This is a genomic window from Streptococcus sp. 4094 (genome assembly GCF_013277125.1).
Lineage (GTDB): Bacteria > Bacillota > Bacilli > Lactobacillales > Streptococcaceae > Streptococcus.
Map to the genome: position 1 here is coordinate 13,395 of NZ_VMMI01000003.1, position 12,301 is coordinate 25,695.

The window sequence follows — 12,301 nt, forward strand, 5'->3', positions numbered from 1 at the left end:
ACAAAAATAGATTTATAAGAGTAAGAAAACGAACAAATTTAGTTTCTCAGTGAGAAGAATGCTAAACGTTCGTTTTTTGTAATTTAAGAATAATGATACAAATTATCAACATTTTTTGTCTAACTATTTTAGACATATCTTTTCATTACTTTAGGAAGACAATTACTAATCTCCGTTGGCAAGACCACATAATGTTCTTGAGCTAGTTCTTGGGCAATAGCTGAATGAAGATGGGTCGCTACTGTCACACGTTCGTAGAGACTGGCCTGTCGGAATTGGCCTGCAAATCCTGCAATCATCCCAGCAAGCGTATCTCCCATTCCCCCAGTCGCCTGATAGGGACCGCCAACCTGTAACTGGTAATAATCAGATTGGCCAGCTTGCCAAATACGAGTAGCTGGACCTTTCTCCACCAAAATTGTTCCTTGAGGGAAGGAAGTTAGGGTACTAGTCGTTGCATCTTCGTTTTGCTTTTCAATCGTAATACCAGACAACTTTTCCCATTCTTTTTGGTGGGGAGTTAGGATAAGCTGGTTAGATGGAAACGACAAACTTGTCCTAGCAAGGATGGTTAAGGCCCCTCCGTCTACAATCAAAATCTGATTCTTTTTTAAGCCAGCAAAGACCTGTTTGACTAGTTCTTCTCCAAAAGCATCGTCTCGTAAACCAGGCCCCATCAAGACAACTTCTGCCTTCTCCAATTGCTCTTGTAACAATTGCTGGTCTTGAAGAGAAAAGGCCATAGCCTCAGGTAAATGACTGTGCAAAGCTGGGATATTTTCTCTATCTGTTCCAACAGTCACCAATCCTGCACCGCTTTTTACTGCTGCCAAGGCAGCCATGATGATGGCACCACCATAAGGATAAGTTCCACCCAGCAAGAGCAGACGACCGTAGTCTCCTTTATGACTTGTACGAGAACGTTCAATAATAATTTTTTCTAGTAAGGTTTGATCAATCACTTTCATCCTTTTTTCCTCAACTATCCTTTATCTGATTGTTTTAAAACAACTTGATAGACTTTCTTAGTCCACTCTTCTAAGTCTTCTCCAGCATAGTCAAGATAATGCACCCTATCTTGTATTTTAGTTGGAATAATATTTTCAAATTGGCTCTTATTATGAGTTGGAATAACACAAATATACAACTCACTAAATAAATTCAACATGTCCTTAATTTTTGCAACATGGTAGCCATCAAAAATATAACCAGTAACTTTAATCAAATCTGTATAGATAAAATGAAAACTCACTCCAGGAATAAACTTGTCTTGTAATTCTTTCTCTGAAGGAGCTCGACCTAATAAACGCTCCATCGCTAATCGATAACCAGAACTTGTATTTGACCACCCTAACATGACATAGTCAAAATAATCTATCGGATCCGATGCAGCATTTCTACTATCCAAAACCAACTCCTCAGCATCTCGCCCAAAGGCTTTCACAGCAGATAAGAGCTGACCTGTTTTAAAGATAGAAATAGCTGCATCTATAGTCGTAGTATGACTACAGTAGTCTGAAGTCACTAACCTCTTATGTAGATCATAAGTCGAGGCTACTATTTTATTTGTAGGGGTAAATGGTGGCAGAAAGGGATGCTGACAGATGTAATCTAAAATTTCTTTTTTTAAACAAGAATCAGCACAGTCAATACTTGTTTGACGTTTATGAAGTTTTTCGTAAGCTATAAATTTAGCAATTTTTTCTAATTCCCACTCTTGAATATTTGGATAATCAATTAGTGCTAAGTAGTATATTCCATCCCATTGTAAACTATATTCCCCATTATAAATTTTTAAAATCATCTAATCACCTCACTCCATTATACAACAAAAAGGAGGCGCAGACCTCCTTTTATAAACTTATTTCTAAAATTTAATACTCATTTCTGCCATTTCAGATATAGCTATAGAAAATACACTCTCTTCAGCGATTTTTCTCTTATTTTCTATCCAATGTCCGAAGTGCTGCCTGATAGGTTTGCTCCATCAGCATAGTAATGGTCATAGGACCGACACCTCCAGGAACTGGCGTGATGTGGCTAGCAAGTGGGGCAACCGCCTCATAATCAACATCCCCACAGAGCTTACCATTTTCATCGCGGTTCATCCCAACGTCAATGACTACCGCACCTGGTTTCACAAAATCAGGAGTCACAAACTTAGCACGACCGATTGCTACTACAAGAATATCTGCTTTAGCAGCTACCTTGGCAAGATTATGAGTACGTGAATGGGTCAAAGTCACTGTAGCATTCTTGGCCAAAAGAAGCTGAGCCATGGGTTTTCCAACAATGTTTGAACGACCGATGACAACCGCATTTTTACCTTCTAAATCAATCCCATATTCATGAAACATTTCCATAATTCCTGCAGGTGTCGAAGGAATCATGACTGGATGACCAGACCAGAGACGCCCCATGTTTAAGGGATGGAAACCATCCACATCCTTTTCTGGGTCAATAGCCAATAGAATCGCCTCTTCATCAATGTGTTTTGGTAATGGCAACTGGACCAAAATCCCATGCCAAGCTGGATCTTGATTGTATTTGGCAATCAAGTCTAATAATTCCGCTTGGGTAATGGTATCTGGAACTCGCACTACTTCACTACGGAATCCTGCCGCAAGGGCAGAACGTTCCTTGTTACGAACGTAGACTTGGCTGGCTGGATTGTCTCCAACCAAAATCACTACCAAACCAGGCACTAGACCTGTTTCTTCCTTTAATCTTGCAGTCTTTTCAGCCAGCTGTCCCTGTAATTTGGCCGCTAAAGCTTTCCCATCAATAATCTGTGTCATATCACTTCTCTTTTCTTACAAATATCTTTAATTATACCAAAAAATACAATGTAGCTCTAACACTTCTTGACTAGGTCATCCTATAGTTTCAAACTATAAGAAAAAGCTCGGGTCGAGCTTTCCATTAATCTTGTCTTGAAATTTTAAAATAGATTATAAAACCTTACTCAAGAAGTCTTTAGTCCGTTGTTCTTGAGTTTGTTCAAAAATCTGTTCTGGTGTTCCGTCTTCAACAACCACACCGTCTGCCATAAAGATGACACGATCTGCCACCTCACGGGCAAATCCCATCTCATGTGTTACGATAACCATGGTCATTCCTGACTTGGCAAGGGCTTGCATAACAGCTAGAACTTCTCCAACCATCTCAGGGTCCAGAGCTGAAGTCGGCTCGTCAAAGAGCAAAACATCAGGTTCCATGGCCAACCCACGCGCGATGGCAATCCGTTGTTGCTGGCCACCTGACAAACTCTGTGGATAAGCATCTGCCTTATCTGGCAAACCAACTTTTTCCAAAAGCTCTTGGGCTCTCTTCTCAGCAACAGCCTTGCTCTCACCTTTGGTCTTGATAGGTGACAAGGTGATATTTTCCATCACAGTCATATTAGGAAAGAGATTAAATTGTTGGAAAACCATGCCCATCTTCTCACGCATGGCAAACAGGTCATTCTTCTTGTCCGTAATATCGACTCCCTCAAAGATAACCTTCCCTTTAGTCGCTTCTTCCAACAAATTCATAGAGCGAAGCAAGGTAGATTTCCCGCTCCCCGAAGGACCGATGATAACGACAACTTCTCCTCTTTTAATCTCGAGGTTGATGCCCTTCAATACTTCATTTTTTCCAAATGATTTATGTAAATTTTCAATTTTTATCAAAGTTTCTGTCATTATTTCTTATCTCCTTGTCCCATACGTTTTTCAAAAGCTTTCAAGGCTACTGTCAAAATAGAAGTCATAATCAAGTAATAAAAGGCTGCAAATAAAAGTGGTGTTAAAGGTAGATAGGTTGTTGTAGAAACTGTTGTAGCCCCGTTCCATAACTCCATAACACCGATAGCTGATAAGAGGGAACTATCCTTGATAATAGTGATAAATTCGTTCCCCAATGCTGGCAAGATATTTTTTATAGCTTGTGGCAAAATCACATAGCGCATCGCATTTTTAGGACGAATCCCTAAAGAATAGGCAGCCTCTAGCTGACCTTTTGGAACCGCATTAATCCCAGCACGAACAGTCTCAGAAACATAAGCACCACTGTTCATAGAGATAATCAAAATCCCTGGAATTAGACGAGAAAGGTCAACACCTAAAATTCCAACCTGAATAGTCGGAGCATTGATGTGCATAAGGGCAAAGGCAATCATAATCTGAACCATCATCGGTGTCCCACGGAAAATCCAAACGTACAAGTTGGCGAACCAAACAAGCGGTTTAAACTTTGAACGTTGCCCAAAAGCCAAGACAACACCCAAAATAGTTCCCAAAAAGACAACACAGATAGAAATGAGAACCGTCACAACAGCCCCATAGTTAAAATAAGGTAAATACTTAGGTAAAAAAGAAAATTTCATAGTTACACTGCTTTCTAAAATAGAATACTGTATGATTATAACATGTATTGAATTAAAATTCAAACTTTTTATCCGATTTATTCAAAAAAACTTTAAGCTAGTAGAATTAGCGAGAAATCTTAGTTTTTTCTAGTCAAGTTGGCCTCCTTTATGGTAAAATAGTAACGATAAGAAATGAAGGAGAATCAAAATGGAATCACATTTGGTTAGAATCATCAACCGCCTTGAAGCAATGGCAAAAGACGGCGGAAATTTAAAACGTAATTTTGAACGCGAAGGAGTTGTTGTTGCAGAAGTTGCATACAGCCACGACGAAGAAAATGGATCAATCTTTACCCTTCGTGATGTAGAAGCTCGCGAAACTTATACTTTTGATAGCATTGATTTGATTGCAATGGAGATTTACGAACTCCTTTACTAATACAAAACAAGCTGGGATTACACCCTGCATGTCTAACCAAAATCCTTTTTGTCTCACAAATAGGATTTTTTTATTCCCTAAAATCTCAAAAATTTTCATTGTAACAACTTCTCAAAGCTTCAATCTTTTTACTTGCTTTACACCCCAATCCTGTTATAATGAGAGTATAGAAATTTGACTATTTTTGACCTTTGAACAGATCAGGATAAAGAAAGAAATGAGGTAGATGTATGCTTTGTCAAAACTGTAAAATTAACGACTCAACAATTCATCTTTACACCAATCTCAATGGAAAACAAAAACAAATTGACCTCTGTCAAAACTGCTATAAGATTATCAAGACAGATCCTAACAATAGCCTCTTTAAAGGTATGACGGATCTGAACAATCGTGACTTTGATCCCTTTGGTGATTTCTTCAATGACCTAAACAATTTCAGGCCTTCTAACAATACTCCTCCAATTCCCCCAACCCAATCAGGTGGAGGTTACGGTGGAAACGGCGGTTATGGTTCTCAAAATCGTGGACCTGCTCAAACTCCTCTACCAAGCCAAGAAAAAGGCCTACTGGAAGAATTTGGTATCAACGTAACTGAAATTGCCCGTCGTGGAGATATAGATCCCGTTATTGGGCGCGATGATGAGATTATCCGTGTCATTGAGATTCTCAATCGCAGAACCAAGAATAATCCTGTTCTTATTGGCGAACCAGGTGTCGGAAAAACGGCCGTTGTCGAAGGTCTAGCTCAGAAAATTGTTGATGGCGATGTTCCACATAAACTCCAAGGTAAACAAGTCATCCGTCTGGATGTGGTTAGCTTGGTTCAAGGAACGGGTATTCGTGGACAATTTGAAGAACGCATGCAAAAACTCATGGAAGAAATTCGCAAACGTGAAGATATCATCCTCTTTATCGATGAAATCCATGAAATTGTTGGTGCTGGTTCTGCGGGCGATGGCAATATGGATGCAGGAAATATCCTCAAGCCAGCCCTTGCTCGTGGGGAACTGCAACTGGTCGGTGCCACTACCCTCAATGAATACCGTATCATTGAAAAAGATGCTGCCCTAGAGCGTCGTATGCAGCCTGTCAAAGTTGATGAACCAACAGTGGAAGAAACAATCACTATCCTCAAAGGAATTCAAAAGAAATACGAAGACTACCACCACGTTCAGTATACCGATGCTGCAATTGAAGCAGCTACAACTCTTTCCAATCGCTACATCCAAGATCGCTTCTTGCCTGACAAGGCCATTGACCTCCTAGATGAAGCTGGTTCTAAGATGAACTTGACCTTGAATTTTGTGGATCCTAAAGTAATTGATCAACGCTTGATTGAGGCTGAAAATCTTAAATCTCAAGCTACACGAGAGGAAGATTTTGAGAAGGCGGCTTATTTCCGCGACCAGATTGCCAAGTATAAGGAAATGCAAAAGAAAAAGGTCACAGACCAAGACACTCCTATCATCAGTGAGAAAACCATTGAGCACATTATCGAGCAGAAAACAAATATCCCTGTTGGTGATTTAAAAGAGAAAGAACAATCTCAACTCATCCATCTAGCCGAAGATCTCAAGTCTCATGTTATTGGCCAAGATGATGCAGTCGATAAGATTGCCAAGGCTATTCGCCGTAATCGTGTCGGTCTCGGTACGCCTAACCGTCCAATTGGAAGCTTCCTCTTTGTCGGGCCAACCGGTGTCGGTAAGACAGAACTTTCCAAACAACTAGCCATTGAACTTTTTGGTTCTGCTGACAGCATGATTCGCTTTGACATGAGTGAATACATGGAAAAACACAGCGTTGCTAAGTTGGTCGGTGCCCCTCCAGGTTATGTTGGTTACGATGAGGCTGGGCAATTAACTGAAAAAGTTCGCCGCAATCCATATTCTCTCATCCTTCTCGATGAAGTGGAAAAAGCCCATCCAGATGTTATGCACATGTTCCTCCAGGTCTTGGACGATGGTCGTTTGACAGATGGGCAAGGACGTACCGTTAGCTTCAAGGATGCCATCATCATCATGACTTCAAATGCAGGTACAGGTAAGGCAGAAGCCAGCGTTGGATTTGGGGCTACTAGAGAAGGACGTACCAACTCTGTTCTTGGTGAACTCGGTAACTTCTTTAGCCCAGAGTTTATGAACCGTTTTGATGGTATTATCGAATTTAAGGCTCTCAGCAAGGACAACCTCCTTCAGATTGTCGAGCTTATGCTTGAAGACGTTAACAAGCGCCTCTCTAGCAACAACATTCATTTAGATGTAACTGACAAGGTCAAGGAAAAATTAGTTGACCTCGGCTATGATCCAAAAATGGGAGCACGCCCACTTCGTCGTACTATTCAAGACTATATTGAGGACGCAATCACTGACTACTACCTTGAAAATCCAAGCGAAAAAGACCTCAAGGCAGTTATGACTAGCAAGGGAAACATTCAGATTAAATCTGCCAAAAAAGCTGAAGTGAAAGCTTCTGAAACAGAAAAATAAATACTATATAAAATAAGTGGAAAATGAAAATTTTCTGCTTCTTTTTTACTAAAATAACTGTAATTTCTTGACAGCTTGCCCTTTGTCCATTATGATAATAATAACGATACTAGATAATGAGGAAAATGCAATGGCAAACCCAACTTTCGGAGAAAAAAAAGCGAATACAGACTATGTTTCACGTTACGGTGTATATGCAGTTATTCCTGACGCTGAACAAAAACAAATAGTTTTAGTTCAAGCTCCTAATGGTGCTTGGTTCTTACCAGGTGGCGAAATTGAAGCAGGGGAAAATCATCAGGAAGCCCTAAAACGTGAATTGATTGAAGAACTTGGATTCACTGCTGAAATTGGTACCTATTATGGACAAGCTGACGAATATTTCTACTCTCGTCACCGTGATACCTACTACTACAATCCTGCCTACCTCTATGAAGCGACTTCTTTCAAGGAAGTTCAAAAGCCACTAGAAGACTTTAATCATATTGCCTGGTTCCCTATTGACGAGGCTATTGAGAACCTCAAACGTGGTAGCCATAAATGGGCCATCCAATCTTGGAAAAAACAGCATAAGATTGACTAATACTCTTCGAAAATCTCTTCAAACCACGTCAGCGTCGCCTTACCGTAGGTATATGATACTGACTCTGTCAGTTCTATCCACAACCTCAAAACACTGTTTTGAGCAACCTGCGNNATTTTCATTGAGTATAAATCAAGCGACTTTATTCAAAAAGTGCTATAATAGAATTAGAAAATCGGAGGAAATATTATGAAGCTTATCAATACGACAAACTCACACTCGCAACTTGTAAAAAGTCAGCTAGAAAGTACCGATGCAACCCTTGTTGAGGTTTATTCTGCGGGGAATACAGATGTTATTTTTACCCAAGCGCCGCTTCACTATGAAATCCTCATCTCAAACAAACACCGTGCTATTCGTGAACCTGAAATCGAAACCATTCAAGAATTTTTCTTGAAACGTAAAATTGATAAGGACTCTATTGATGAAGCCAATATCAAGACACTCTACTCAGAGAAATTAATTGGAATTTCAATCCCAATCAAGTAAGGAAATTGAGTAAAAACTCGACTTGAGCGAAAGTCCAATAAGTCTTTCCATAATAAAACGCATAGTAGCAAGAGTTTCTACACCTGCTATTATGCGTTTTTATCATTTTGAAATCTTTTGCTAAAGATACTACTATAGAAAAAGATTTGATTCTGTTTCTCACACAATCAAATCTTTTTCTTTTATTAAAAACGAATCGTTTCACGTGTTTTCTCATATGAGGTAACAAAGCGATTGGTTACACCAGGCTCTGCCACTTCTAATGCTTGAGAAATCTTGTCAAATGAAGCGTGATAATCAAATTCTTTTTCAAAAATATCTAAAGCTTCGTTAAATGCTTCTTGAATGCGTTCATCAAATGAGCGATAGCGGTTAGAATATTGCAAGAGTTGCTCTGTTAAGGTTGCATATTGTACAATATTATAAGTTTCCGTTTCTAAAGCTTCCATATCATTCGTTGCAATTTCAAGAACTCGGGTAACAGATTCAATGTTAATCATTTTTTGTTCTAACTCAACCATTAAATCCTCGGTATTATTGCTTGCCGTAAAGAATAACTTCAAGAAAGTTTGTGGAATACCTGGCAGATTGCGTTTTTCCATGTATCGCTTGATAGTATGGAGACGATTGACATAAACATTGGCCTTTTGACGTGCATTGATATCATCTTTCTCAATTTGCGTCAGGCGCTCACTAACTGAAATTTGCTCATCTTCAATATCTTTTAGTTGAGTTTGTAAATCCTCAAGATTTTCTTCAAGAACTGAATAAGCTTGGGTTGGTTCTTCTTGATTTGAAGTTACCTCAACAATAGCTGCCTCAAAACTCTCTAATTCTGTCTGAATACGACGAACATGGCTTGCAGCTGTCTCAGGAAGTAAATAGGTCTTGCTCAAACGTGCAATATCTTCTCCCAATAAAGTATTATTCTCTTTCATATGTTGAAGGTAAGTTGGAAGAGTTGCAAGTAGATTTTCCACTACTTTCTGAGCAGCAATTTCTCGAGTAAAAATATCATACAAGGCATTGATTTCCTCTTGTGCCTGTCCATTCTCATATTCGGCATTATCCAATTCCAACTGACGAATATTCTCTTGGTTTTTCTTGAATGCTTCATAAAGCAAGTGGAAACGCGCTTCAATATCCGTTTCAACAAAATGATAATTAGCATCTAAGAGCTTACGATAACCATCTTCTAAATCTTCCAGTTGATCAGGTAGGTCTTTAGATAATGTCGCTACAATTGCTGGTATACGATCAACAATATGCGTTAAAGCCAAAATATGATTTTCAGCATTATCCAAAATCACAGCTGCTTCTACTGGATCTCCAGACGAATTTAAAGTTACAAACTGAGAAAACTCTGATTGGATATTTTCCAATTGTTTTTCAATTTCAGATAAACCTTGGCCATATTCTTCAGAATGATCTGCAACTCGGTGTTGCAACTCTTCAAACAAGTCCAAGGTATGAAGAACACGTCCACTATTTTTAGATTCTTGCTTCTCTAAGTCTGCCAAAGCATTGCGAATTTCAGCAATATCTTCTTCAATCAAAGTAATTTGACTCTCAATTTGGTCAATTTGATGACTGGCCTTGAGAAAACGAAATGAATGGTTATAGCCTTCTGCTTCAAAGAGATTATTTTCAATATCGGCAAAAGAGTTGAGAGATAAATCGACCCATTTTTGATTCCATTCACGGAAAGCCACTTGACTTTGTCCAATCAAGTGCATATTTTTTACAGCTTCTACTTCATCATTTACTGGAAGATTGTATAGTTCTTCTTTTCTTTCTTCTAGCGCCTCTAATCTTCCCTCGTTTCGCTTACGTAGAAAGATTGCCACTACATAAGCCAGAACTAAAATGACTGCAATTGCAACCATTAAATAAATTAGTTGTCCATTAGACATATCAAACTCCTTTTTTACTTGAAACAATCGTAATGATTATATCATATTTTTTAGACCAAGGGAACTACTTCTCCCTATTTTTTAGACATCAAGTGTACTATAAACGGCATTTTCCTCGATAAACTCACGACGAGGCTCTACTCGATCCCCCATCAACATATCAAAGATTTTATCTGCTTCTGCAGCATCATCTACAGAAACTCTAGCCATCAAGCGATGTTCGGGATCCATGGTTGTTTCCCATAACTGATGGTCGTCCATTTCACCCAGACCTTTATAACGCTGAATGGTTGGTTTGGCACGTCCTTCACTATGGCGGGCTAAAGCTTCTTGGAGTTTGATTTCTTGATCTGCACCTGGCTGGATGTATTCTTTAATCTCGCTTCCAACCTTGACACCATAGATTGGTGGTTGAGCGATATAAACATAACCAGCTTCTAGGATTGGTTTCATATAACGATAAATCAAGGTCAAAAGAAGGGTACGAATGTGGGCTCCATCGACATCGGCATCGGTCATCAAAACGAGTTTTTGGTAACGGGCTTTCGAAACATCAAATTCTGCGCCAAATCCTGTTCCCATGGCTGTGAAAAGACTACGAATTTCTTCGTTAGCAAGAATCTTATCCATGCTAGCTTTTTCAACGTTCAAAATCTTACCGCGAATCGGAAGGATAGCCTGAAACTCACGGTTACGACCAGATTTGGCTGATCCACCAGCTGAGTCTCCTTCGACGATGAAGAGTTCTGTTTCAGCAGGATTGTTTGAAGAACAGTCTGCTAGTTTCCCTGGAAGGTTGGAAATTTCCAAACCAGATTTTTTACGGGTGACTTCACGCGCACGCTTGGCAGCCACACGAGCCTTAGCAGCCAAAATCCCTTTTTCCACGATACGTTTGGCAATCTGTGGATTTTCCATGAGGAAATCGGAGAAGGCATCACTGAAGAGACGATTGGTAATCTTGACCACTTCGCTATTCCCCAGTTTGGTCTTAGTTTGTCCTTCAAACTGTGGATTTGGGTGTTTAACCGAGATAACTGCAGTTAATCCTTCGCGGACATCTTCCCCAGTTAAATTGTCTTCATTGTCTTTTAGTAACTTATTCTTACGAGCATAATCGTTGATAACACGTGTCAAGGCTGTACGGAAACCTTGTTCATGCGTTCCACCTTCATGTGTATGAATATTATTGGCGAAACTCATGACATTTTCATGGTAACCCGTTGTATACTGCATGGCTACCTCAACTGTGATATCATCCATCTCACCGTCTGTATAGATTGGTGTATCAAAGATCACATCCTTGTTCTCGTTGATATATTCAACGTAACTAGCAATCCCACCTTCATAATGGTAATTCTTGGTTTGTTCCAAACCTTGGCGCTTATCTGTGATGGAGATTTGAAGACCGCGATTTAGAAAGGCCAACTCTTGGATGCGTTTGTTTAATTTATCAAAATCAAAGGTTGTTGTTTCCGTAAAGATTTCTGGGTCTGGTGTGAAGTGAACCGTTGTTCCCGTTTTATCCGTATCTCCAACCACCTCAAGGTCTGCAACAACATGACCACGACGGTATTCTTGGTAATGAATCTTACCGTTTTTGTGGACATGAACATCTAACTGAGTGGAAAGAGCATTAACTACTGAAGACCCCACTCCGTGAAGACCACCTGAGACCTTGTAGCCGCCACCGCCAAACTTTCCTCCAGCGTGAAGGACAGTAAAGACAGTCTCAACGGCAGGTCGACCTGTTTTTTCCTGAATATCGACTGGGATCCCACGCCCATCATCGACAACAGTAATCGAATCATCTGGCTCAATAAAAACTTGAATATGGCTGGCAAATCCTGCCAAGGCCTCATCGATTGAGTTATCAACAATTTCCCAGACTAGATGGTGAAGACCTTCTTTTGAGGTTGACCCGATATACATCCCTGGACGCATACGAACAGCCTCTAAGCCCTCTAAAACTTGAATTTGACTGGCATCATAATCCTGTGCCTGCAGATTTTTGATTTCTTCTGTCATCTTATTCCT

General features: G+C 39.8%; 11 protein-coding genes. 4 read left to right on the forward strand and 7 right to left on the reverse strand.

The window, feature by feature from the left end; genetic code table 11:
* Positions 1-128: 128 nt before the first annotated feature.
* From HT721_RS00370 to HT721_RS00390, 5 genes are all read right to left on the reverse strand, one after another.
* The gene (locus HT721_RS00370) at positions 129-968 is read right to left on the reverse strand and encodes an NAD(P)H-hydrate dehydratase (RefSeq protein ID WP_173213676.1); all 840 of its coding nucleotides are present in this window, start codon (positions 966-968) and stop codon (positions 129-131) included.
* Between the two features lie 14 nt (positions 969-982).
* The gene (locus HT721_RS00375; RefSeq protein WP_173213679.1) at positions 983-1,804 is read right to left on the reverse strand and encodes a phosphate ABC transporter ATPase; all 822 of its coding nucleotides are present in this window, start codon (positions 1,802-1,804) and stop codon (positions 983-985) included.
* Between the two features lie 136 nt (positions 1,805-1,940).
* On the reverse strand, positions 1,941-2,798 hold the full coding sequence (locus HT721_RS00380; protein ID WP_173228685.1) for a bifunctional methylenetetrahydrofolate dehydrogenase/methenyltetrahydrofolate cyclohydrolase: 858 nt from the start codon (positions 2,796-2,798) through the stop codon (positions 1,941-1,943).
* A gap of 153 nt (positions 2,799-2,951) precedes the next feature.
* Entirely contained in the window at positions 2,952-3,686 is a 735-nt protein-coding gene (locus HT721_RS00385) for an amino acid ABC transporter ATP-binding protein (protein WP_173228687.1), read from the reverse strand.
* Positions 3,686-4,369, reverse strand: coding sequence for an amino acid ABC transporter permease (locus tag HT721_RS00390; protein ID WP_173228689.1), 684 nt, complete (start codon positions 4,367-4,369; stop codon positions 3,686-3,688). Before HT721_RS00390 ends, HT721_RS00385 begins: the two co-directional genes overlap by 1 nt.
* Before the next feature lie 190 nt (positions 4,370-4,559).
* Here HT721_RS00390 and HT721_RS00395 point away from each other — a divergent pair, with 190 nt between their 5' ends.
* From HT721_RS00395 to HT721_RS00410, 4 genes are all read left to right on the forward strand, one after another.
* Positions 4,560-4,790, forward strand: a complete 231-nt coding sequence (locus tag HT721_RS00395) for a DUF1797 family protein (RefSeq protein WP_000443570.1) — start codon at positions 4,560-4,562, stop codon at positions 4,788-4,790.
* Between the two features lie 230 nt (positions 4,791-5,020).
* Positions 5,021-7,279, forward strand: a complete 2,259-nt coding sequence (locus HT721_RS00400) for an ATP-dependent Clp protease ATP-binding subunit (RefSeq protein ID WP_173228691.1) — start codon at positions 5,021-5,023, stop codon at positions 7,277-7,279.
* A 130-nt stretch (positions 7,280-7,409) separates the two neighbouring features.
* Entirely contained in the window at positions 7,410-7,862 is a 453-nt protein-coding gene (locus HT721_RS00405; protein WP_000013084.1) for an NUDIX hydrolase, read from the forward strand.
* Between the two features lie 189 nt (positions 7,863-8,051).
* Complete coding sequence (locus HT721_RS00410; protein WP_000767194.1) at positions 8,052-8,351, forward strand: DUF1827 family protein; 300 nt, start codon at positions 8,052-8,054, stop codon at positions 8,349-8,351.
* Positions 8,352-8,536: 185 nt separating this feature from the next.
* On the opposite strand, the gene ezrA is transcribed toward HT721_RS00410, so the two are convergent.
* Together ezrA and gyrB are read right to left on the reverse strand one after the other, a co-directional pair.
* Complete coding sequence (gene ezrA / locus HT721_RS00415; protein ID WP_173213685.1) at positions 8,537-10,264, reverse strand: septation ring formation regulator EzrA; 1,728 nt, start codon at positions 10,262-10,264, stop codon at positions 8,537-8,539.
* A gap of 81 nt (positions 10,265-10,345) precedes the next feature.
* On the reverse strand, positions 10,346-12,292 hold the full coding sequence (gyrB, locus tag HT721_RS00420) for a DNA topoisomerase (ATP-hydrolyzing) subunit B (RefSeq protein ID WP_173213687.1): 1,947 nt from the start codon (positions 12,290-12,292) through the stop codon (positions 10,346-10,348).
* Positions 12,293-12,301 lie beyond the last annotated feature (9 nt).

Coding starts and splice junctions, on each gene's coding strand:
- HT721_RS00370 (WP_173213676.1), bottom strand. CDS start 968: ATGAAAGTGATTGATCAAACCTTACTAGAAAAAATTATTATTGAACGT.
- HT721_RS00375 (WP_173213679.1), bottom strand. CDS start 1,804: ATGATTTTAAAAATTTATAATGGGGAATATAGTTTACAATGGGATGGA.
- HT721_RS00380 (WP_173228685.1), bottom strand. CDS start 2,798: ATGACACAGATTATTGATGGGAAAGCTTTAGCGGCCAAATTACAGGGA.
- HT721_RS00385 (WP_173228687.1), bottom strand. CDS start 3,686: ATGACAGAAACTTTGATAAAAATTGAAAATTTACATAAATCATTTGGA.
- HT721_RS00390 (WP_173228689.1), bottom strand. CDS start 4,369: ATGAAATTTTCTTTTTTACCTAAGTATTTACCTTATTTTAACTATGGG.
- HT721_RS00395 (WP_000443570.1), top strand. CDS start 4,560: ATGGAATCACATTTGGTTAGAATCATCAACCGCCTTGAAGCAATGGCA.
- HT721_RS00400 (WP_173228691.1), top strand. CDS start 5,021: ATGCTTTGTCAAAACTGTAAAATTAACGACTCAACAATTCATCTTTAC.
- HT721_RS00405 (WP_000013084.1), top strand. CDS start 7,410: ATGGCAAACCCAACTTTCGGAGAAAAAAAAGCGAATACAGACTATGTT.
- HT721_RS00410 (WP_000767194.1), top strand. CDS start 8,052: ATGAAGCTTATCAATACGACAAACTCACACTCGCAACTTGTAAAAAGT.
- ezrA (WP_173213685.1), bottom strand. CDS start 10,264: ATGTCTAATGGACAACTAATTTATTTAATGGTTGCAATTGCAGTCATT.
- gyrB (WP_173213687.1), bottom strand. CDS start 12,292: ATGACAGAAGAAATCAAAAATCTGCAGGCACAGGATTATGATGCCAGT.